17 protein-coding genes are annotated in these 21437 nt (G+C 65.1%); 12 read left to right on the top strand and 5 right to left on the bottom strand.

What is annotated here, in order from left to right; translation table 11 throughout:
• Nucleotides 1-77 precede the first annotated feature (77 nt).
• Both B0T39_RS04395 and B0T39_RS25555 read left to right on the top strand, forming a co-directional pair.
• A complete protein-coding gene (locus B0T39_RS04395; RefSeq protein WP_081544968.1) occupies nt 78-374 on the top strand; it encodes a DUF2325 domain-containing protein in 297 nt (98 codons plus the stop codon).
• Nucleotides 371-526, top strand: coding sequence for a hypothetical protein (locus B0T39_RS25555; RefSeq protein WP_176219478.1), 156 nt, complete (start codon nt 371-373; stop codon nt 524-526). Before B0T39_RS04395 ends, B0T39_RS25555 begins: the two co-directional genes overlap by 4 nt.
• Nucleotides 527-545: 19 nt before the next feature.
• Here the strand turns inward: B0T39_RS25555 and rlmH are convergent, their stop codons facing one another.
• The 5 genes from rlmH to B0T39_RS04370 form a co-directional block, all read right to left on the bottom strand.
• Nucleotides 546-1016, bottom strand: coding sequence for a 23S rRNA (pseudouridine(1915)-N(3))-methyltransferase RlmH (gene rlmH / locus B0T39_RS04390; protein WP_081544967.1), 471 nt, complete (start codon nt 1014-1016; stop codon nt 546-548).
• 218 nt (nt 1017-1234) lie between these two features.
• A complete protein-coding gene (gene rsfS / locus B0T39_RS04385; protein ID WP_019101317.1) occupies nt 1235-1603 on the bottom strand; it encodes a ribosome silencing factor in 369 nt (122 codons plus the stop codon).
• Nucleotides 1604-1776: 173 nt separating this feature from the next.
• The gene (gene nadD / locus B0T39_RS04380) at nt 1777-2415 is read right to left on the bottom strand and encodes a nicotinate-nucleotide adenylyltransferase (protein ID WP_217806190.1); all 639 of its coding nucleotides are present in this window, start codon (nt 2413-2415) and stop codon (nt 1777-1779) included.
• 4 nt (nt 2416-2419) lie between these two features.
• The gene (locus tag B0T39_RS04375) at nt 2420-2998 is read right to left on the bottom strand and encodes a beta-class carbonic anhydrase (protein ID WP_081544966.1); all 579 of its coding nucleotides are present in this window, start codon (nt 2996-2998) and stop codon (nt 2420-2422) included.
• 260 nt (nt 2999-3258) lie between these two features.
• Nucleotides 3259-4296, bottom strand: coding sequence for a DUF2804 domain-containing protein (locus B0T39_RS04370; RefSeq protein ID WP_206118729.1), 1038 nt, complete (start codon nt 4294-4296; stop codon nt 3259-3261).
• A gap of 159 nt (nt 4297-4455) precedes the next feature.
• Between B0T39_RS04370 and B0T39_RS04365 the strand changes: the two genes are divergently transcribed.
• The 10 genes from B0T39_RS04365 (at nt 4456) to B0T39_RS04320 (ending at nt 21406) form a co-directional block, all read left to right on the top strand.
• Nucleotides 4456-4773 (top strand): ArsR/SmtB family transcription factor, encoded by a 318-nt coding sequence (locus B0T39_RS04365; RefSeq protein WP_019101321.1) that lies wholly within the window; start codon nt 4456-4458, stop codon nt 4771-4773.
• Nucleotides 4770-5201 carry a YeeE/YedE family protein gene (locus B0T39_RS04360; protein ID WP_081544965.1) on the top strand — a complete coding sequence of 144 codons (432 nt, stop codon included), beginning with the start codon at nt 4770-4772 and terminating at the stop codon, nt 5199-5201. Before B0T39_RS04365 ends, B0T39_RS04360 begins: the two co-directional genes overlap by 4 nt.
• A gap of 2 nt (nt 5202-5203) precedes the next feature.
• Nucleotides 5204-5632: a DUF6691 family protein gene (locus B0T39_RS04355; protein ID WP_081544964.1), complete on the top strand. Its 429-nt coding sequence runs from the start codon at nt 5204-5206 to the stop codon at nt 5630-5632.
• Complete coding sequence (locus B0T39_RS04350; protein WP_081544992.1) at nt 5629-7353, top strand: SulP family inorganic anion transporter; 1725 nt, start codon at nt 5629-5631, stop codon at nt 7351-7353. Before B0T39_RS04355 ends, B0T39_RS04350 begins: the two co-directional genes overlap by 4 nt.
• 57 nt (nt 7354-7410) lie before the next feature.
• On the top strand, nt 7411-8847 hold the full coding sequence (locus B0T39_RS04345) for a M48 family metalloprotease (protein WP_081544991.1): 1437 nt from the start codon (nt 7411-7413) through the stop codon (nt 8845-8847).
• 312 nt (nt 8848-9159) lie between these two features.
• Nucleotides 9160-11823, top strand: a complete 2664-nt coding sequence (gene aceE, locus B0T39_RS04340; RefSeq protein ID WP_081544963.1) for a pyruvate dehydrogenase (acetyl-transferring), homodimeric type — start codon at nt 9160-9162, stop codon at nt 11821-11823.
• A 120-nt stretch (nt 11824-11943) separates the two neighbouring features.
• Entirely contained in the window at nt 11944-13590 is a 1647-nt protein-coding gene (gene aceF / locus B0T39_RS04335; RefSeq protein ID WP_081544962.1) for a dihydrolipoyllysine-residue acetyltransferase, read from the top strand.
• A 114-nt stretch (nt 13591-13704) separates the two neighbouring features.
• Nucleotides 13705-15504 (top strand): dihydrolipoyl dehydrogenase, encoded by a 1800-nt coding sequence (gene lpdA / locus B0T39_RS04330; protein ID WP_081544961.1) that lies wholly within the window; start codon nt 13705-13707, stop codon nt 15502-15504.
• 333 nt (nt 15505-15837) lie between these two features.
• Nucleotides 15838-17580 (top strand): autotransporter assembly complex protein TamA, encoded by a 1743-nt coding sequence (locus tag B0T39_RS04325; RefSeq protein WP_039754324.1) that lies wholly within the window; start codon nt 15838-15840, stop codon nt 17578-17580.
• A gap of 13 nt (nt 17581-17593) precedes the next feature.
• The gene (locus B0T39_RS04320; protein WP_081544960.1) at nt 17594-21406 is read left to right on the top strand and encodes a translocation/assembly module TamB domain-containing protein; all 3813 of its coding nucleotides are present in this window, start codon (nt 17594-17596) and stop codon (nt 21404-21406) included.
• Nucleotides 21407-21437: the final 31 nt, after the last annotated feature.

Below are 21437 nucleotides of genomic sequence, written 5' to 3'. Positions count from 1 at the left end.
TTTACTGTGTTATTTCATCGGCTTAGAGTGGGTGCATGTCAAGGCGGCGTTCCGCGTCGCGAGAGAGGAGGTGGCCGATGAACGCCCTGTTGATAGGCGCGGACAGCCTGGGAAATATTCCGGCGGTTCTGAAAAGCTACGATATCCGGATCGCCCGTCACATTTGCGGGCGCAACGTCGCGCATCAGCGCAAGGCGCCGCTGCCGGGCAAGCCGGATCTATTGATCCTGCTCACCGATTTCCTGGGACACAATGTGATGCGCAATTACCGGGACAGCGCTCACGCGCTGGGCATCCCGGTGGTGGCCTGCCGCCGTTCCGCCACTGCGGTGGAACGGCGTTTGCAACATGAGGGCTGGAGGAAGCTGTCATGATTTTTTCGGGCAATGAAAACTGGCTGGCCAGCTTGGCGCGCGCGGAGGACTCGGCGCTGCCTTTGCGCGACGATACGGTGGCGGTGGAATGGGCCGGACTGGCGCAGCCGCCCTTGCCGCCGACGGCGGCGCAGCCGTCGCAGCCAGCTTGATCCGGCCGCGCGCCGGTTCTTATTCGCGGTGGTAGGGGTGGTTGTTGAGAATGGAGTAGGCGCGGTAGATCTGCTCGGCCAACATCACCCGCACCATGCCGTGCGGCAGCGTCATCGCCGATAGCTGCAGCAGCACGTCGGCGCGCTGCTTCAATTCCGCCGCCAGGCCGTCGGCGCCGCCGATGATGAAGGCTACGTCGTCGCCGCCGGCCATCCATTCCTTCATGCCTTCGGCCAGCCGCACCGAGGTCCAGTTCTTGCCGCGTTCGTCCATCACCACCAGCCTTGCGCGCGGCGGAATGGCGGCGAGCAAGCGTTCGTGCTCGGCGGCAATGCCTTTTTCGGCGGTGACGCCGCCGCCCCGCTTCTCCGGCTTGATTTCCTTCAGCTCCAGCGTGATGTCGCGGCCAAAGCGCTTGGCGTAATCGCCGTAAGCCTCGTCGACCCAGCGCGGCATCTTGGTGCCGACGGCGAGAATAGTGATTTTCATCGTGTGTGAGCCAGGGAGTAAAACGCAAACGGGGACTTGCGTCCCCGTTCTTGATGGCGGCTTAGAACCTGTTTACGATCTGCTACGCGTCGGCGATACGGCGTTGAAACCGTCCTCGAAATGCTCATGTACCACTTGACCATTCCGCTTTCTCAGCCGTTTTCGCCTTGTCTCGCTCTTGCTCGCGAGATCGTAAACACGTTCTTAGCGCAGCCGGATCAGGTCGCCGACCACGGACGGCCGCCGGCCGGCAGGAAGCTGGGCTTCTGACCGCCCCACAGCGCTTCGATGTCGTAGTAGTCGCGCACGGCGGGCAGCATCACGTGCACCACCACGTCGCCGGCGTCCACCAGCACCCATTCGCCGCTTTCATGGCCTTCGCTGCCGACGATGTCCACGCCGGCTTCCTTCAGCTTGACGTGCACGCTGTTGGCCAGCGCCTTGACCTGGCGGTTGGAGTCGCCGGTGGCCACGATCATGCATTGGAACAGCGAGGTCAGTTTGCTGGTGTCCAGTTCGATGATGTCCTTGCCCTTGACGTCTTCCAGGGCTTCGATCGCCAGCTTGGCAATGTCTTGCACTTCCATAATGTCCTTTTCCTATGCGGGGTTCGCGTCGGCCGGGCCGGCGCAAAGCTGCCGCAAAATGGCGGGCGGGGCCGGCGCGCGCAGCGCGACCGGCAGGCCTGCCGTATTGCTTTAAAGTGAATCGCAGCCGGCCGTCTGCTGACGGCCTGGCGGAAAGTGGCCGGACACGGCGGCTACACTGTCTGGTATAGCCGGTGTTGGCGGATATAGGCCAGCACCGCGGGCGGCAGCACATCGTCCACCGCGTCGCCGCGCGCCAGGCGCTGGCGGATGTCGGTGGCCGCGATGTCCACCGGCGGCAAGGCCAAGGGGCGGATTGTACCGGATGCGGTTCGATTTGAAAAATCAGAGACTTGCCGGGCGCGCCACAAGGCTTGCACCGGCGCGGACAGCCGGGCCGGATCGAAGCCGGGGCGCAGGGCCACGGCGAGGTTGGCGAAACGCAACAGTTCGTCCCAGCGCTTCCAGGTGTGCAGCGCGGCCAGCGAGTCGCCGCCGATCAAAAACCACAGTTCAGCGTCCGGGCCCAGTTCGGCGCGCAGCTCTTCCAGCGTGTCTATGGTGTAGGCGGCGCCGGGGCGGCGCACTTCGCGCTCGTCCACCGTCAGCCGCGGATGGTCCGCCACCGCCAGCTTCGTCATGGCGAGGCGTTGCGCCGGGGCGGCGTACGGTCCCTGGCTGCGATGATAAGGCCGGCCGGCCGGAATCAGTCTGACCCGATCCAGCGCCAACTCCGCGGCGAAGGCGTCGGCCATGCGCAGGTGGGCGTTGTGGATGGGGTCGAAGGTGCCGCCGAACAGGCCCAGCCGCACTGTTTTACTCCTGCGCGTCGTCGTTCTGGTAGCCGTCGACGATGACTTCCAGCCGGCCGGTGGACGGATGGATCACCATGCCGTGCACCGGCACGTCCTTGGGCATCAGCGGATGGTTGCGGATGGTCTGCACGGTGTGGCGCACGCTGTCGGACACGTTGTCGAAGCCTTTCAGCCAGCCGTCCAGGTCAATGCCGGCCGCGCGCAGCGTGGCGATGGTGTCTTCCGACACGCCGCGTTCCATCGCGTGGTCCAGCACGCGCTGCGGGTCGACTGCGCGCATGCCGCAGTCGCGGTGGGCGACCACGCAGATCTCGTCGGCGCGCAGTTCGTACACCGCCATGATCAGGCTGCGCATCACCGATCCCCACGGATGGGTGATCAGCGCGCCGGCGTTCTTGATCAGCTTGGCGTCGCCGTTCTTCAGGCCCATGGCCTTGGGCAGCAGTTCCACCATCCGCGCGTCCATACAGGCCAGGATGGCGAGACCCTTGCCGGGAAACTTGTCGGTCTTGAATTGCTCGTATTCGCGGTTTTCCACGAAGTGGCGATTGTGTTCGAGCAAAGCGCTTAATCTATCCATGATGGCAATCTCCTACTGAGAGTCTGTTCATGAGCGTTCTGGCACACAGACGCAAAAGGATCATGGACAGGCTCTGAAGGTTTGTTTGGTTTGGTCGTTTAGAGAGAATACTCGGTTGCGGGCGCATCCTACCACTGTTGCTCCAGCCGGTCTTGTGTTTTTGCAAACTAGGAATTTCCCTGCTTACGGCAGGGAATGGCGATGAACTCCAGTTAATGGCGGCGAAAGGCGGCGGGCGTGCCGCATCGAGCGGGCTACGTTCACCAACGCGACAGATGGTCCTCGGTCACGCCCAGCAAGTCGCTCACCACATGGACGGCGCCGCCGTCCGGATCCCGGATCTGGCCGCTGAAGCGGCCGATGGGCTGCACATAGCGGCTGGCGGCGATCAGCAGATTCTTGTCTTCGCGCCGCGCGCCCTCCGGGGCGAAGTTCAGGTCCAACAAGCCGTTGTCGCTGCGTATGCGCCAGCCTTGCAGCGGGTCGTCCGGTTGGTAGTCGAAGCTCACCGGTCCCAGCCGGATCAGCTTGCCTCGCAACCAGGCGGCGTTCTCGGTGTCGCCCATATAGCCTTGCTGCAGATTGAAACCCAGGTCCAGAGCATGCGCGCTGGCCCAGCGCCAGCGGGTTTCCCGCGCCAGCAAGCCGTTGGAGTAGTCCAGCGAAGCCACCGCGCCGTCCAGCGAATAGCGCCGGTCTTGGCAATCGGCGAAGCCGCTGATTTTGAGGCCGCCGCTTTTATGGGTGGAATGGGCCAGCCAGTTGGCCGGCGCAATCACCGCCAGCACCGGCGGCATGTCCGCCAATTGGATATGCGCGGCCACTTTCAATTGCGGCGAGTCCACCGCCAGTTCCAGCCGTTCGCCGTCGCGGCGAAAGCTCAGCCGGCAGCGGCCGGCCTGGAAGGCGGCGTCGCCGAAGGCGCGGTCCTCTATTTGCGTGGAGAGGCCCGGCAGGCCGTTGGCGCTGGCGGCGGCAATGACCTCGCCGCTCTTGCGGTCGAACAGATAGGCGAAGGCGGTGCCGGTCCAGCCGACGTCGACGATGGCGACGCCGATGAAAAAGGCGGGGTGGGCGATGGCCGCGTATTGCCAGCGCTTGTGATGCAGCCGGCGTGTCAGCCGTTGATAGGGCGTGGTTTTCAGCGCGCGCCAGTCCAGCCGGTCGATGATGCCCTGATACACGCCGAAGGCGGGAATGCCGCGTTCGTGCACCAGTTGCCTGGGGGCGGGCGGGAGTCGAGTCGAGGGCATGGCGCTGGGAGGCCGGGCCGGCGCCGCGGCTGGAAATAGGTTCATGGCCTTGAGTCTACAACAGTTTTTCCCGGCGCGATGGTGACTGATAGGCCATGTGACGGTGTGTGAACAGTGTGGCGCGGCGGTAACAGTTGGTTGATTTACATTATATTATAAAACATAATGTTTGCGACGCCGGATGCCGGCGGCGGGAGAAGGAATATGGATTTGAACATGCTGCGCGCCAATGCCGGCCGCGCCGCCTTGTTGTTGAAGGGCCTGGCCAACGAGGACAGGCTGCTGCTGCTGTGCCAACTGGTGGACGGGGAAAAGTCGGTGTCGGAACTGGAGCGTTTGACCGGCATCCGACAGCCCTCCTTGTCGCAGCAGTTGGGCGTGTTGCGCAATGAAGGCCTGGTGGCGACGCGGCGCGAAGGCAAATGGGTTTATTACAGCGTGGCCAGCGCTGACGCCTTGGCTTTGCTGAACGCCTTGCACGCGCTGTTCTGCGCCGACCAAGCTGCGGGAGAGGCGCGATGACCGTGGATTGGGCGGCGTTCACGCCGTGGCCTGCTTTGTTGGGCGGGGTATTGATCGGAGGGGCGGCGGGCTGGCTTGTCTTACTGCATGGCCGCGTCGCCGGCATCAGCGGCATGGCGGCGGGCCTGTTGGAGAGGCGTGCGGACTGGCGCGCGCGGCTGGTTTTTCTCTTGGGCTTGATGGCGGCGCCGGCCTTGTGGCGTCTGGGCGTCGGCGAATGGCCGGCCATCAGCGTAGAGGCCGGCGGCATGCGCTTGTTGGCCGCCGGCTTGTTGGTGGGCATCGGCGCGCGGTTGGGCTCCGGCTGCACCAGCGGCCACGGCGTTTGCGGTCTGGCGCGGCAGTCGCCTCGTTCGCTGGCGGCGACGGCGGCCTTTATGCTCGCCGGCTTCGTTACGGTGGCGGCGCTTCGGCATTGGGGGGCGTGAAGATGACGGCGGAGTGGAAGCGTTTATTGTCTATGGCGGGCGCGGGCCTGTTGTTCGGCCTAGGCTTGTTGCTGTCCGGCATGGGCAATCCGGCCAAGGTATTGGCTTTCCTGGACTTGGGCGGCGCTTGGGATCCCAGCTTGGCGCTGGTGATGGCCGGAGCCGTCGCCATGGCCTGGCCGGCGTTCCGTCTGGCCGAACGCCGCCCGCGCGCGCTGCTGGGCGAACCGACGCAGTTGCCGGCCAAGACGCCGCTGACGCGTCGGTTGATAGGCGGCGGCCTCTTGTTCGGCGTGGGTTGGGGTTTGGCCGGCATCTGTCCGGGACCGGCCTTGCTGTTGGGCGGCATGTTGTCGCCGCAGAGCGCTTGGTTTTTGCCGGCGATGGCGGCCGGCCTGTGGCTGGCCGGACGATGGGGGCGGCGCGGATGAGGCTTTGGTTGCCGGGCTGGCTGCGCAGCTACCGGCGCGCCTACTTGCCGGGGGATTTGGGAGCGGGTCTGGTGGTGACCTTGCTGCTGGCGCCGCAAGGTCTGGCTTACGCGCTGGTGGCCGGTTTGCCGGCGCAGGCGGGCTTGTACGCCAGCATCGCGCCCTTGCTGATTTACGCTTTGGCCGGACGCAGCCACGCGCAGTCGGTGGGGCCGATGGCGATGACTTCCTTATTGGTGGCGGCCACGCTGGCGCGGCTGGCCGAACCGGGCTCGGGCGATTATCTGGCGCTGGCCATCGGTCTGGCGCTGTTGTCCGGGGCGATGCTGGCGGCGCTTGGCCTGCTGCGGCTGGGTTTCATCGCCGACCTGTTGTCCGAACCGGTGTTGGCGGCCTTCACTTCGGCGTCGGCCTTGCTGATCGTACTGTCGCAGCTGGGGCCCTTGCTGGGCGTGCAGGCCGGCGGCGCATCCTTGCCTCAGTTGCTGGCCGGGCTGTGGAAGGCGGCCGACGGGCTCAATCCGTTGGCGCTGATGTTTGGCGCTACGGCGCTGGCCATGCTGCTGTTGGCACGTTGGCTGGGCGAGCCGTTTTTGCGCCGCTGCGGCCTAAGCGGACCGACGCGACAACTTTGGCTGCGTTTGGCGCCGCTGCTGGCGGTGCTGTTGGGCATGGCGCTGGTGGCGGGCCTGGGTTTGCGGTCCGTCTTGCCGGTGGTAGGCGAGATTCCGCCGGGCCTGCCGGCGCCGACCTGGCCGGGCTTGAGCCTGGATCAGTGGTCACAGTTGGCGCTGCCGGCTTTTTTCATCGCTTTGATCAATTATGTGCAGAGCCTGGCGGTGGCTCAGGCGTTGGCGCAGCGCCGCGGCGACGAGGTGGATCCGGACCGGGAGTTGTTGGCGCTGGGCCTGTGCAATATCGGCGCGGGGCTGTCCGGCGGTTTTCCGGTCACCGGCGGACTCACGCGTTCCATGGTCAACGCCGAGGCCGGGGCCCAGACTCAGCTGGCCTCGGTGGTAGCCGCCCTGGGCATCATGCTCTTGGCCAGCTTCGCCGCCGGCGCGCTGGCTTTGCTGCCGCTAGCGGTGCTGGCGGCGATGATCATCGCCTCGGTCAGCGTCATGATACGTTTTGACAGCCTGAGGCTGGCTTGGAGAGTCGACCGCGCCGACGCGGCGGCCTTCGCGCTGACCTTTGTTCTGGTGCTGTGGCTGGGAGTGGACTCCGGCATCGTCGCCGGCGTGCTGATGTCGCTGGCGGCCATGTTGTGGCGCAGCAGCCGGCCGCACATCGCCGAACTGGGCCGGCTGCCGGGCAGCCATCATTTCCGCAACCGGCTGCGCTTTGCGGTGGAGAGCCTGCCCGGCGCGCTGTTTCTGCGCGTGGACGAGAGCCTGTTCTTCGGCAACGCCCGCCAGGTGCGAGGCGAGGCGTTGCACCGGCTGGCCGCTCAGGTTGGGACTACGCGGCTGGTGTTGATCATGAGCGCGGTCAATCGCGTGGATACCAGCGCCTTGCTGATGCTGGCGCGGCTGGACGCGGAGCTGGCGGCGCGCGGCGTGACGCTGCACCTGGCCGAGATCAAGGGGCCGGTAGCGCAGCGCATGGAGGGCGGCGGCCTGTTGGCCGGCTTCGCCGGCCGCGTGCATTTGAGCGCGCAAGCGGCGTGGGAAGCGCTGGCCGCGGCGCGGCGGGGAGGCGGGGAAGCTCATACTCTTTGACAGTTGATGTTGCGCCGCCTCATGCAACTTGTGGCGGATCATGGCTATCATAGCCGGATGACCAAACAGACCCTGCTGGCCGGCGTGCTGGCGCTGAGCTTGTTGCACCCGTCCGTCAGCTATGCCGATTTGCCCGATCTGGGCGAGGTGTCGGACGCCTCGCTGACGCTGGCGGATGAGAACCGCATTGGCCGGCAGGCCTGGCGCGCGATGTTGGAGGCGGGAGACATCGTCGACGACCAGGAGGTCAACGATTACCTCAACGACATCGGCGGCCGGCTCTCCAGCGGCGTCAAGCTGCCCGGCGTCGGTTTCACCTATTTTTGCGTCAACGACACCGGCATCAACGCCTTCGCCATGCCCGGAGGTTATATCGGCATCAATATCGGCCTGCTGCTGGCGACCCAGAGCGAAGGCGAACTCGCCTCGGTATTGGGGCATGAAACCGCCCACGTCGCCCAGCGCCACATTGCGCGGATGAAGGCGGCCAGCAGCGCCACCAGCCCCTTGCTCTTGCTGGGCACCATCATCGCCGCCGCGCTGGCGGCCAAGGCCGGCAGCGGCCAGGGCGCGATGGGCGTGGTGTCCGCCGGCATGGGCCTGTCGATTTCCAATCAGCTGGCGTTTTCGCGTGATTTCGAACGCGAAGCCGACCGCGTCGGCATGCAATACATGAGCCAGGCCGGTTTCGACGTGCGCAGTATGCCGGCCTTCTTCCAGAAGCTGCAGCAGAACGAGCGTTACAGCGACAACGCGGCGCTGGCCTTTCTGCGAACCCACCCGGTGACGCTGGAGCGCATCAGCGAAGCGGAAAACCGCGCGTTGGATTACCCGGTGAGGATGCGCGCGGACAGTGTCGACTACCTGCTGGTGCGTGAGAAGCTGCGCGCCGCGACGCTGACGCCGGACGAGGGGCTGCGTTATTACGAGGCGGCGTTGGACCGAGGCCTGTACCTGAACGAGGGCGCGCAGTGGTATGGCTTGGCTCAGGTCAAGCTGCGTCAGCGCGATATCGCCGGCGCGCGTCAGGCGCTGGCCAAGGCGCGGACCAAGCTGCCGGACCATCCGATGCTGCGGGGGCTGGACGTGGCGATAGAGCGCGAACGCAAGGACTGGCCGGCCGCCCGCAACGCGGCGCGCGCAGGTTTGGCCCGTTTTCCGCAGAGCTTGTCGCTGCAACTGCTGGACATCGACGTCGCCGTCGCCAGCGGGGACAGCCAGGGGGCGTTGAGCCTGATCAAGACTCAGTTGAGCCGCCATCCGAACAACGCGGGCCTGTATCGGCGTCAGGCCAGTTTGTACGCCGACCGCGATCCGTTGCGTTACCACGCGGCGCTGGGCAACGCCTTCTATTATGAACAGCGTTACCAGCCGGCGATGGAGCAGTTCCAACTGGCCGGCAAGGCCAAGGGCGACGATTTCTACCTGCGCTCCTCAATCGAAGCGCGCATCCGCGAACTGGATAGGCTGGTCAGGGACGAAAGGAAGAAGTAAGCGCGCAACTGAAACGAATGTTTCAATTTGCGACAGAAAATCGCAAAAAAACAACATGGTGCGCTGCAATAACCGCTGTTTTCCACCCCGAAACAAGCGTTAGTACGCTTGACCTATTCCTTTGTGAAAGCGGGAAGACGTACACTTGCTCAAGATACGGCGCTCTTTTCGTAAATGAACATTTTTATTTGCGATTGCGTTCGTTTATAATCTGAAGCTAATAAATTGGTTCGAATTCGAGCCGATTGCAATAACGCGGGGCCGCGCATTGCTACATACGGCCCCCGATCCACCTTGCTGTGAGGACCAGAGATGGCTGCAACTTTCCCTGACGATATCGATCCGTTGGAAACCCAGGAATGGACTGAAGCGCTGGAGTCGGTGCTGGACGCCGAAGGCCCGGAACGCGCGCATTACCTGTTGGAGAAACTGGTCGAGCGCACCCGCCGCCGCGGCGCCCATCTGCCGTTTGACGCCACTACCGCATACCAGAACAGCATTCCGCTCGGCAAAGAAGTCAAGTCGCCGGGCAACCACGAGATGGAGCACCGCATCCGCTCGATCAATCGCTGGAACGCCGCCGCTTTGGTGCTGCGCGCCGGCAAGAAGGATCTGGAGCTGGGCGGCCACATTGCCTCCTTCCAATCCTCCGCCACCCTGTACGACGTGGGTTTCAACCACTTCTGGCGCGCTCAGAACGATGAGCAAGACGGCGATCTGATCTACTTCCAGGGCCATATTTCCCCGGGTGTGTACGCACGCGCCTTCATGGAAGGCCGCCTGTCCGCCGAGCAACTGGACAGCTTCCGTCAGGAAGTGGACGGCAACGGCCTGTCCTCTTACCCGCACCCGTGGCTGATGAAGGACTTCTGGCAGTTCCCGACCGTATCGATGGGCCTAGGCCCCTTGATGGCCATCTATCAGGCCCGCTTCCTCAAGTACCTGGAAAGCCGCGGTCTGGCCAAGACTCCGGGTCGCAAAGTGTGGTGTTTCTGCGGCGACGGCGAGATGGACGAGCCGGAATCCCTGGGCGCGATTTCGATGGCGTCCCGCGAAGGCCTGGACAACCTGATCTTCGTGATCAACTGCAACCTGCAGCGTCTGGACGGCCCGGTGCGCGGCAACGGCAAGATCATCCAGGAACTGGAAGGCGATTTCCGCGGTTCCGGCTGGAACGTCCTGAAAGTGATCTGGGGCTCGCGTTGGGATCCGCTGCTGGCGATGGACAGCAAGGGCTTGCTGAAGAAGCGCATGGACGAGTGCGTGGACGGCGATTACCAGACCTTCAAATCCAAGGACGGCGCTTACGTTCGCGAACACTTCTTCGGCAAATACCCGGAGCTGCGCGAAATGGTCGCCAATATGTCCGACGACGAGATCTGGGCGCTGAACCGCGGCGGCCATGATCCGCACAAGGTGTACGCCGCTTACCACGAGGCGTCCCACAACGCCAACGGCCGTCCGACCGTGATCCTGGCCAAGACCATCAAGGGTTACGGCATGGGCGCGTCCGGCGAAGCCAAGAACATCGCGCACCAGGCCAAGAAAATGGATCTGGATTCGCTGCGCAAATTCCGCGACCGTTTCGGCATTCCGGTGTCCGACGAAGAGCTGCCGAACGTGCCGTACTATCTGCCGGCCGAAGACAGCCCGGAAATGAAGTACATGCGTGAACGCCGCGCCGCGCTGGGCGGCTACCTGCCGGCGCGCAAGCCGGTGACCACCGCGCTGCAAACCCCGGAACTGTCCGTGTTCGACGCGCAGCTGCAAGCGTCCGGCGACCGCGAGTTCTCCACCACGATGGCCTTCGTCCGCATGCTGGGCACCATCATGAAGGACAAGAACATCGGCCAGCGCGTGGTTCCCATCGTGCCGGACGAGTCCCGCACCTTCGGCATGGAAGGCATGTTCCGCCAGTACGGCATCTGGTCCACTCAGGGTCAGAACTACGTGCCGCAGGATCATGACCAACTAATGTTCTACAAGGAATCCAAGGACGGCCAGATCCTGCAGGAAGGCATCAACGAGCCGGGCGCGATGGCCGACTGGATCGCCGCGGCGACCAGCTACGCCAACAGCAGCCAGCCGATGATTCCGTTCTACATCTACTACTCGATGTTCGGCTTCCAGCGCATCGGCGATCTGGCCTGGGCCGCCGGCGACATGCGCGCCCGCGGTTTCCTGCTGGGCGGCACAGCCGGCCGCACCACGCTGAACGGCGAGGGCCTGCAGCACGAAGACGGTCACAGTCACATCCAGGCTGGCCTGATTCCGAACTGCATCAGCTACGACCCGACCTTCGCTTATGAACTGGCGGTGATTGTGCAGGACGGCCTGCGCCGCATGTACGGCGAGCAGGAAGACGTCTTCTACTATCTGACCCTGATGAACGAAAACTACGTTCACCCGGCCATGCCGGCGGGCGCGGAAGACGGCATCCTGAAGGGCATGTACCTGCTGCAGGACGGCGGCGACGCCAAGGTGAAAGTGCAGTTGATGGGCTCCGGCACCATTTTGCGCGAAGTGATGGCCGCGGCCGACTTGCTGAAGGCTGATTTCGGCATCGGCGCCGACATCTGGAGCGTGACCTCCTTCAACCAGTTGCGCCGCGACGGCATGGAAGCCGAGCGTCACAACCTGCTGAACCCGACCGCCGAAGCGCGCGCCTCCTACGTGGCGCAGCAGTTGTCCGGCCGTCAGGGCCCGGTAGTGGCCGCAACCGACTATATCCGCAACTACGCCGACCAGATTCGCGAATACGTTCCGGGCCGTTACGTGGTGCTGGGCACCGACGGCTTCGGCCGTTCCGACAGCCGCGCCAACCTGCGTTCTTTCTTCGAGGTGGATCGCTACCACGTGGCTCTGGCGGCGTTGTCCGCTCTGGCGCGCGACGGCAAGATCGAAGCGTCCAAGGTGGCCGAGGCGATCGCCAAGTACGGCATCAAGACCGACAAGCTGCCTAGCTGGAAGGTGTAATCGCAGAGCGGAAGCCCCGGTTGAGGCCGGGGTCTTCCGCCTTTGCATGGCAAGCGAATCTGTAGCGGATATCCGGCGGCAAGCCCCGAGAGGGGCTTCCGCCTTACGAATGGAAAGCTCATGAGCAATCTGATCGAATTGAAAGTGCCCGACATCGGCGGTCACAGCAATGTAGACATCATCGAAGTATTCATCGTTCCGGGCCAGACCGTGTCCGTGGATGATTCCCTGATCACGCTGGAAACCGACAAGGCCACCATGGAAGTGCCGGCGGAAACCGCGGGCGTGATCAAGGAAGTCAAAGCCGTCGTCGGCGGCAAGATCTCCGAAGGCGACGTGATCGCCATCCTGGAAGTGGGCGCCGCAGCGTCCGCACCGGCCCCGGCCGCCGCAGTCCCGACTCCCGCCGGCGCGCCAGCAGCGGCTCCGGCTCCGGTGGCAGCAGCTCCGGCCGCAGCGCCCGCGGCCTCCGGCCGCAGCGAAATCCGCGTGCCGGACATCGGCGGTCACAACGGCGTCGACGTGATCGAAGTCACCGTCAAGGTAGGCGATGACATCGCGGTCGACGACAGCCTGATCACGCTGGAAACCGACAAGGCCACCATGGAAGTGCCGGCCTCCGCCGCCGGCCGCGTGGTGGAAGTCAAAGTGAAAGTGGGCGATAAGGTCAGCGAAGGCGATCTGATCGTGGTGGTCGAAGGCGCCGTTGCCGCCGCCGCCGCTCCGGCAGCCGCAGCTGTCACCGCCCCGGCTCCTGCCGCCGCCTCGGCTGCCCCGGCCCCGGTGGCTGCCGCGCCCGCCGCCGCTCCTGCCAAGGCCGCCGCCGCCATCGACGAAGCCTCTTTCTCCAAAGCCCACGCCGGTCCGTCCGTGCGCCGTCTGGCGCGCGAACTGGGCGTGGACCTGGGCAAGGTCAAGGGCAACGGCCGCAAGGGCCGTATTACCGAAGACGACGTCAAAGCCTTCGTCAAGGGCGTGATGCAGAACCCGGCCTCGCTGGCCCCGGCCGCCGCGCCGGCGGGCTCCGGCGCGGGTCTGGACCTGTTGCCGTGGCCGAAAGTCGATTTCGCCAAGTTCGGCCCGATCGAAACCAAGCCGCTGTCCCGCATCCAGAAGATTTCCGGCGCCAATCTGTCGCGCAACTGGGTGATGATCCCGCACGTAACCTTCAACGATGAGTGCGACATCACCGAGCTGGAAGACTTCCGCAAGACCGTGGGCAAGGAGTGGGAAAAGTCCGGCCTAAAGATCAGCCCGCTGGCCTTCATCATCAAGGCGGCCGCCGAAGCGCTGAAGGCCTTCCCGACCTTCAACAGCTCGCTGGACGGCGACAACCTGGTGCTGAAGCAGTATTACCACATCGGCTTCGCGGCCGACACGCCTAACGGCCTGGTGGTGCCGGTGATCAAGGACGCGGACAAGAAGGGCCTGCGCCAGATCGCTCAGGAACTGACCGACCTGTCCAAGCTGGCCCGCGAAGGCAAGCTCAAGCCCACCGACATGCAGGGCGCGACCTTCACCATCTCCAGCCTGGGCGGCATTGGCGGCACCAGCTTCACGCCTATCGTGAACGCGCCGGAAGTGGCCATCCTCGGCGTCTGCAAGTCGCAGATCAAGCCGGTGTGGAACGGTAAGGAATTCGCGCCGCGCCTGATGTGCCCGCTGTCGCTGTCCTTCGATCACCGCGTGATCGACGGTGCCGCCGCCGCGCGCTTCACCGTGCATCTGGGCAAGCTGCTGTCCGACGTGCGCCGCCTGATTCTGTAATCGCCAGCAGAACGGCCGCTCCGGTCTAGCCGGAGCGCGCCGCTCAAGCGAACGATTCTGCTGAATATCGGCGGAGGCCTCCGGGCTTCCGCCTTACGTTGCGGATGGAAAACCATGAGCAATCTGATTGAACTGAAAGTCCCGGACATCGGCGGCCACAACAACGTGGACGTGATCGAAGTCTTTGTCAAGCCGGGCGACGTGATCGCGAAAGAAGCCAGCCTGATCACGCTGGAAACCGACAAGGCCACGATGGAAGTGCCGGCCGAAGCCGCCGGCACCGTCAAGGAAGTGCGCGTCGCCGTGGGCGGCAAAGTCTCCGAAGGCGATGTGATCGTGATCGTAGAAGCCGCCGGCGCAGCCGCCGCGGCTCCGGCTGCGCCCAAGCCGGTGGAAACCACCGGCGTCGCGTCCGCTACCACCCAAGCCGGCTTCGCGCCGCAGGCCGCTCCGGTGGCCGCCAGCCATAGCGGCGGCGCCGACGTGGAATGCGACGTGATGGTGTTGGGCGGCGGTCCCGGCGGTTATTCCGCCGCCTTCCGCGCGGCCGACCTGGGCCTGAAAGTGGTCATCGTCGAGCGCTATTCCACCCTGGGCGGCGTCTGCCTGAACGTGGGCTGCATCCCGTCCAAGGCGCTGCTGCACAACGCGGCGGTGATCGACGAAGTCAGCCATCTGGCCGCCAACGGCATCAAGTTCGGCAAGCCGGAAGTGGACATCGACATGCTGCGCGGTTACAAGGAAAAAGTAATCGCCAAGCTGACCGGCGGCCTCGCCGGCATGGCCAAGGCGCGCAAGGTGGAGATCGTGCGCGGTAACGGCCGTTTCATCGACCCGCACCACATCGAAGTGTCCGCCACCACCGGCAAGGGCCGCGAAGAGAGCGGCGAGAAGAAAATCGTCAAATTCAAGAACGCCATCATCGCCGCCGGTTCCCGCGTGGTGAAGCTGCCGTTCATTCCGGATGATCCGCGCGTGGTGGACTCCACCGGCGCGCTGGAGCTGAAGGGCGTGGCCAACCGCATGCTGATCATCGGCGGCGGCATCATCGGCCTGGAAATGGGCACCGTCTACTCCACGCTGGGCGCGCGCCTGGACGTGGTGGAAATGATGGACGGCCTGATGCAGGGCGCGGACCGCGACCTGGTCAAGGTTTGGCAGAAGTGGAACGCCCATCGTTTCGACAACATCATGCTGAACACCAAGACCGTGGCCGTGGAGCCCAAGGACGACGGCGTGTGGGTGACTTTCGAAGGCGATCAAGCCCCGAAAGAGCCGCAACGCTACGACCTGGTGCTGTACGCCACCGGCCGCGCGCCCAACGGCAAGCTGCTGGGCGCCGAGAACGCCGGCATCGCGGTGACTGATCGCGGCTTCATCCCGGTGGACAAGCAGCAGCGCACCAATGTGCCGCACATCTTCGCCATCGGCGACATCGTCGGCCAGCCGATGCTGGCGCACAAGGGCGTGCATGAAGGCCATGTGGCGGCGGAAAACTGCGCCGGCCAGAAGTCCTACTTCGACGCGCGCGTGATTCCGGGCGTGGCCTACACCGATCCGGAAGTGGCTTGGGTCGGCGTCACCGAGGACGAAGCCAAGAAGCAAGGCCTGAAGATCGAGAAGGGCGTGTTCCCATGGGCCGCCTCCGGCCGCGCCATCGCCAACGGTCGCGACGAGGGTTTCACCAAGCTGATCTTCGACGCCGAAAGCCACCAGATCATCGGCGGCGGCATTGTCGGTCCGCATGCGGGCGACATGATAGGCGAAGTCTGCCTGGCCATCGAAATGGGCTGCGACGCCACCGACATCGGCAAGACCATCCACCCGCATCCCACCATGGGCGAGTCCATCGGCATGGCGGCGGAAGTGGCGCACGGCACTTGCACTGATTTGCCGCCGCAGCGCAAGAAGTAAGCGCGGCTCGGAAAGGAAAAGGGCGAACCTCCGGGTTTGCCCTTTTTTTACGCCTGCCCATTTTGAGCGAGCGCTATAAAAAACGCTTGAGGGCAAAACTATTGTCCGCGCGGCCAGTCATACCGCCTTGCGCCTGATTGGCGCGCGTGGCCGGGTTGCGATGAGCAAAGCGAATGCCTGCGCGCCGTTTATCTAAATTTACATTGAATATAAATTAAGCTTTTGGTTTAAGAAAACGCCGGCCTGTCCCCGCGATTTTGAAGCCGCCCAGCCGCTTCTCGCCAGCCGCCGCAAGTTTCGTTACCATGGCCTCGACACCAAACGAATCGGACCATGCCAAGCTCCCGCCTGCTTATTTCATTGATCTTATTGCTGTCGGCTGCGCCCGCCTGGGCCAAGCTCGATTACAGCGTGCGCGTCGACGCGCCTTCCGGCCTGGCCGGCTTGTTGCAAGACAATCTGGAATTGGTCACCAGCCGTCTGGAAGAAGAAATGGACGAAACGCTGCTGACCGAACTGGTGCGGAGCACCCCGGAGGACGCGCGCAAGCTGCTGGAGACCGAGGGTTACTTCGACGCGCGCGTCACTGTGCGCGAAGAAAGCGCCCGGCAGTACGTGATCGAGGTCAAGCCCGGCGAACCCACGCTGATCGACGACGTCACCATTCGCCTGAACGGGCCGATACGCGACGAAGGCGATTTCCAGCAACGCTTCGCCGCGGTGCTGGAGGCCTGGTCGCTGCCGATGGGCGCGCCTTATCGACAATCCGACTGGGACGGCAGCAAGCGCGCGGTGATGCGTCTGATCACCGCCGACCGCTTCCCCAGAGCGCAGATCAGCAAAAGCGTGGCGGAAATCGATCCGGCCACCCGCCGCGCGCAACTGGTGGTGGACATCGACAGCGGCCCGGTGATCCTGTTCGGCGACATCACCGTCAAAGGCATGAAGCGTTATCCGGAAAAGATCGCCACCGGCTTGGCGGATTTCTCCCCCGGCACCGCCTACCGGCTGCAGAAAATTTTTGATTACCAGTCGGCGCTAGAGCAGGCGCCGCATTTCTCCAATGTGGTGGTCAGCGCCGACATGGCCCGTATCGACCCGGAGACCCACCGGGTGCCGGTGGAAGTGGACGTCACCGAAATGCCGCGCCAGAAGCTGGAGCTGGGCTTGATCTACGACTCCGGCGACGGCCCTGGCGTGCGCGTCGGTTACGACCATTACAATATCTTCCGCCGCGGCTACACCGGCTCGCTGGTGACCAACTGGAAGAAAAACCAGCAATCGCTGTCGTTGGGTCTGGGCTTTCCGCGCCAGTCCGACGGCTATTCCCACTCCATCACCAGCGCTTTCAAGACCGACGACGTGCAGGGCCTGAAAACCCGCAGCAGCGATGTGGGCGGCTGGCGCACCCGTACTCGCGGCAATATCGAGGCGCGCCTCGGCCTGCAGTACCTGATGGAAAGCGAGGAGGCCGGCGGCGTGTCCAACAAGGACACCCGCGCCTTGCAGCTGGTCTACGGCTGGACCCAGCGCGCGGTGGACGATTTGATGCGGCCGCGTTCCGGCGTCTTGCTGGACTTCCAGCTTTCCGGCACGGTCGGCAGCGCCCTGTCCTCCACCTCCTATGTCCGCGGCTACGCCCGCACCGTCGGATACTGGTCGCCGTTTCCCAAGTACGGCACCTTTGTCGGCCGGCTGGAGCTGGGCCAAGTGTGGGCCAACGACAAGGACGCGGTGCCGTCCTCCATCCTATTCCGCGCCGGCGGCGCCAACAGCGTGCGTGGCTACGATTACCAGAGCTTGGGCCTGCCGGGCCCCAACGGCTCGGTGCTGGGCGGCCGCGTGGTGGCCACCGGCAGCCTGGAGTATCAAATCCCGATCAAGCCGGACTGGTATCTGGCGTTGTTCACCGACGCCGGCAACGCCAGCCAGAGCTGGAAGGGCTTCCAGGTGGAGCGCGCCAACGGCGTAGGCGTGCGCTGGATGAGCCCGGTGGCCCCGCTGGCCTTCGACTTCGCCAAGGCGGAGCGCGACGGCAAAATCCGCTGGAACCTCAGCCTGGGCCTGGCCTTCTGACCCGAATGCATTCATGAGCGAAACCGACACCTCCCCCACTCCCGACACCGCCCCGCCGCCGCCGGCCAAGCCCAAGCGCCGTCGTTGGCGCTGGCTGCTGTGGCTGCCCTTGTTGCTGGTCGCGCTGCTGCTGGCCGCCAGCGCCTGGCTGACCGGCAGCCGCACCGGTTTCGCCTGGCTGATGCAGTCGCTGGGCGGCCTCAGCGGCAACACCGTCAGCGTCAAGCACGCCGAAGGCACGCTGTGGGACGGCTTCAAATTGAGCGAGGTGCGCGTGCGCAGCGCCGGCAGCGACGTGGACATCGAGTCCGTGCAGCTGGACTGGCGGCCTGGCGCCTTGTGGCAGCGCCAATTGTGGGTGCGGCAATTGGCCGTGGGCCACGTCAAGGTGGCGGTGAAACCGACGCCGGCCGCCCCGCCCAGCGGTGCGCCGGAGTCTCTAGCCTTGCCCCTGGGCATCCGTCTGGACCGGCTGAGCGTGGCCAGCGTAACGCTGGAGCCCGCCAAGCTGCGGCTTTACGGCCTGGAAGCCGGCTACGTCTACGACGGCCGGCGCCACGATCTCAAGCTCAAGCGCCTGGGTTCGCCCTGGGGCGAGGCCGCGGCGGCGCTGCAATTGGCCGACGCCAAGCCCTTTGCGCTGCAGGGCAAGCTCAGCGCCGACGGCGAACTGGACAAGATTCCCTATCAGGCGCGGCTGGCGCTGGGCGGCGATCTGCTGCACCTGAGCTTTGACGGCGAGTTGTCCGGCAAAGACCTGGTGGCCGACGTCAAGGGCGGCCTGCTGCCCTTCGCCAGCAACCCCTTCAACAGCTTCACCCGGCTGGACGCGCGCATGGCCGGCATCAATCCGCAAGCCATCCTGCCTGAATGGCCGCGCGCCAAACTCAGCTTGGCGGTGTTTGCGGAGCCGGACGCCGGCCAGCGCGTCAAAGGCGGGCTGACCCTGCTCAACGAGCAGGCCGGCCCCTTGTCCGAGCAGCGCTTGCCGCTGTCCTTGTTGGCCGGCGAGTTCCGCGCCGACGACAAGGCGCTGGAGCTGTTCAACACCCACGCCCGGATCGCCGGCGGCGAAATCGGCCTGGCCGGCCAGGTGCGGCCGGACCGGCTCAAGCTGGCGTTGGATATTTCCAAACTGGGCCTGCGGCAATTGCACGCCGACGCGCCGGACGACAGTCTGGACGGCCGAGTGACGCTGGACGGCCCCCTGAGCGGTCCGAACATCCTGGCCCAGCTCAAGGGCAAAACCCTGCAGGCCAAGGCCAATGTCGGTTTTGCGCCGGCGCCGCACCCGGCGCTGCTGATCCGGCAGGCGGAATTGACCGCCGGCGTGGGCAGCCTGGCTCTATCCGGCCAATTGGGGCTGGATGGCAAGCAGTTGTTCGATTTCAACGGCAAGCTCAATCGCGCAGACCCGTCCAAGCTCAAGCCCGGCCTGCCCAGCGGCGACCTCAACGCCAGTCTGCAGGCCAAGGGCCAACTGGCCAGCCCGCTGAATGTGGCGGCCAAGCTGCAATTCGCCCCCAGCAAGCTGTCCGGCGCGCCGCTAAGCGGCGCCGCCGACCTGCAACTGCAGGGCGAACGCCTGAAATCGCTCAGCGCCGACCTGAGGCTGGCGCAGAACCGGCTGCAGGCCAACGGCGCTTACGGCGCCGCCGGCGACAAGTTAAAACTCTTGATCGACGCGCCCAACCTCGGTCTGATCGGCCCCGGCTTCTCCGGTGTGGTCAAGGGGCAGGGAGAACTGGCTGGCACGCCCAAGGCGCCGTTGATCAGCGCCAATCTGCAAGCCGACCGTCTGAAGCTGCCGGGCAATATCGCTGTGCAGAGCATGCAATTCAGCGGCAACGTCAAAGCCGACCAGAACAGCCCGTTCCAGCTCAAACTGGATGTGGCCGCGCTGCAGGCCGGCGGTTTCCGCGCCGAGCAATTGCGCGCCAGCGCCAACGGCACCCGCGCGCGCCACGCCCTGCAGCTGGATGGACGTTTCCGACTGGCCGATCACCCCTACGCGCTGCAACTGGCGGCCAGCGGCGGCTTGCGCGGCGAGGCCGGGCCTTGGGCCGGCACCTTGAGCAAGCTGGAGTTGAGCGGTCGTCCCGGCCTCAGCCTGCTGGCACCGGTGGCGCTGGAGCTGGGCGAGCAGATCAAGGTGGGCAACGCCCGCTTGGCCGCGCTGGGCGGCAGCATTACCCTGGCGGAACTCAACCGCGGGGCCAACGGAGCGCTCAGCACCCGCGGCTCCGCGCGTGGTTTGAGGCTGGCGGAGCTGGGCCCCTTGCTCAGCCTGCCGGTGAAGCAGGATCTGAGCTTCGACTCGGACTGGAATCTGAATCTGGCGGCCAACGCCAAGGGCCAATTCGTGCTGCGCCGCGCCGGCGGCGATGTGCAATTGCCGGGAGACAAGGGCAAGGACGTGGCGCTGGGCTTGAAGACCGCGGTCGCCACCCTGACGTTGGACGGCGGCCGCGCCTTGTTCGACCTGAATCTGGACAGCCGCTATGCCCAGTTACAAGGCAAAGGTTCCGTGCCGTGGAACGGCGGCGCCATCGACGCCAAAACCCCGCTCAACGCCACCGTCAGCGCCAGCGTGCCCTCGCTGGCGACGCTGGCCAGCTTCGCTGGGCCTTCTTTGGAACTGGGCGGTCAGATCGGCGCCAATCTGGCGCTGACCGGCGCCTTGAGCCAGCCTATGGCGCAAGGGACGATACGCGGCGACAAATTATTGCTGGCCGACCGCCGCACCGGCATCCGCCTGGGCGACGGCAGCCTGCTGGCGCGGTTGGACGGCCGCAAGCTGGTGTTGGAGCGCTTGCGTTTCGCCGGCGGCGAAGGCGAGGTGGCGGCCAACGGAGCGCTGGATCTCAGCGGAGACACCCCGGATGCGCGGGTGGCGGTGGAGTTACGCAAGTTCGGCGTGTTCGACCGTCCCAACCGCCGTCTGGTGGTGTCCGGCCGCACGGAGCTGGCGATGGTGGCCGGCAAATTGTCGCTGACCGGCCATCTCCGCGCGGATCAAGGCCGTATCGGCCTGCCCAAGTTCGGCGCGCCCAGCTTGAGCGACGACGTGATGGTCAAGGGCCGGCCGGAGCCGGAGCCGTCGGCCTTCGCCAGCATGCCGCTGACGGTGGCGCTGGATCTGGATCTGGGCGATCACTTCCGTTTCTCCGGTCAGGGCCTGAACGTGGACTTGACCGGCTCGGTGCGGGTTAGCGCCAACCCGGGCGAAGCGCCGGGCGCCAAGGGTCAGGTGCGCGTGGTCAAGGGCCGTTACAAGGCTTACGGCCAGGACCTGGACATCGAGTACGGCGCCATCACCTTCAACGGCCCGCTGGATAATCCGCTGCTCAATGTGCGCGCCAAGCGCCGCCTGTCGCCGGTGGGCGCCGGCGTGGAGGTCAGCGGTTCGGTGTCGGTGCCCAAGGTGCGCCTGATCGCGGACGAGCCGATGTCGGAAAAGGACAAGCTGGCCTGGCTGGTCTTGGGCCGGGCGGCGAGTGGCGAGCGCGACGACAACGATTTGGCGGCCTCCGCCGGCATGATGTTGGCTGGTTCGCTCAACGACCAGATCGGCTTGTTCGACGACCTGGGCGTGTCCAGCCGCAAGGAAAAAACCTTGGCCAACGGCACGGTGAGCCCGGCGGAGCAGGTGGTGACGGTGGGCCGTCAGCTGACCCGCGAACTGTATCTGGGCTTCGAGTACGGCGTAACCAGCGCGAACCAGGCGGTGAAGCTGGCCTATCAACTGAGCAAGGGCTGGTCGATGGTGTTGCGGGCCGGCACCGACGCCTCGGTGGAGTCGCGTTACACCTTGCGCTTTGATTGAGCGACGCAATCGCCGGTCAACGCCGTATCGA

This window comes from Chromobacterium haemolyticum, assembly GCF_002081825.1.
GTDB lineage: Bacteria > Pseudomonadota > Gammaproteobacteria > Burkholderiales > Chromobacteriaceae > Chromobacterium > Chromobacterium fluminis.
This window is presented reverse-complemented; position numbering and strand designations above follow the sequence as displayed.

What these genes read in the sequence shown, in the direction of transcription:
- B0T39_RS25555 (WP_176219478.1), top strand. Translation starts at nt 371, where the DNA reads ATGATTTTTTCGGGCAATGAAAACTGGCTGGCCAGCTTGGCGCGCGCG.
- B0T39_RS04370 (WP_206118729.1), bottom strand. Translation starts at nt 4,296, where the DNA reads ATGAACCTATTTCCAGCCGCGGCGCCGGCCCGGCCTCCCAGCGCCATG.
- B0T39_RS04325 (WP_039754324.1), top strand. Translation starts at nt 15,838, where the DNA reads ATGCCAAGCTCCCGCCTGCTTATTTCATTGATCTTATTGCTGTCGGCT.
- B0T39_RS04345 (WP_081544991.1), top strand. Translation starts at nt 7,411, where the DNA reads ATGACCAAACAGACCCTGCTGGCCGGCGTGCTGGCGCTGAGCTTGTTG.
- B0T39_RS04365 (WP_019101321.1), top strand. Translation starts at nt 4,456, where the DNA reads ATGGATTTGAACATGCTGCGCGCCAATGCCGGCCGCGCCGCCTTGTTG.
- B0T39_RS04350 (WP_081544992.1), top strand. Translation starts at nt 5,629, where the DNA reads ATGAGGCTTTGGTTGCCGGGCTGGCTGCGCAGCTACCGGCGCGCCTAC.
- rlmH (WP_081544967.1), bottom strand. Translation starts at nt 1,016, where the DNA reads ATGAAAATCACTATTCTCGCCGTCGGCACCAAGATGCCGCGCTGGGTC.
- aceE (WP_081544963.1), top strand. Translation starts at nt 9,160, where the DNA reads ATGGCTGCAACTTTCCCTGACGATATCGATCCGTTGGAAACCCAGGAA.
- B0T39_RS04355 (WP_081544964.1), top strand. Translation starts at nt 5,204, where the DNA reads ATGACGGCGGAGTGGAAGCGTTTATTGTCTATGGCGGGCGCGGGCCTG.
- aceF (WP_081544962.1), top strand. Translation starts at nt 11,944, where the DNA reads ATGAGCAATCTGATCGAATTGAAAGTGCCCGACATCGGCGGTCACAGC.
- B0T39_RS04395 (WP_081544968.1), top strand. Translation starts at nt 78, where the DNA reads ATGAACGCCCTGTTGATAGGCGCGGACAGCCTGGGAAATATTCCGGCG.
- B0T39_RS04320 (WP_081544960.1), top strand. Translation starts at nt 17,594, where the DNA reads ATGAGCGAAACCGACACCTCCCCCACTCCCGACACCGCCCCGCCGCCG.
- B0T39_RS04360 (WP_081544965.1), top strand. Translation starts at nt 4,770, where the DNA reads ATGACCGTGGATTGGGCGGCGTTCACGCCGTGGCCTGCTTTGTTGGGC.
- rsfS (WP_019101317.1), bottom strand. Translation starts at nt 1,603, where the DNA reads ATGGAAGTGCAAGACATTGCCAAGCTGGCGATCGAAGCCCTGGAAGAC.
- lpdA (WP_081544961.1), top strand. Translation starts at nt 13,705, where the DNA reads ATGAGCAATCTGATTGAACTGAAAGTCCCGGACATCGGCGGCCACAAC.
- B0T39_RS04375 (WP_081544966.1), bottom strand. Translation starts at nt 2,998, where the DNA reads ATGGATAGATTAAGCGCTTTGCTCGAACACAATCGCCACTTCGTGGAA.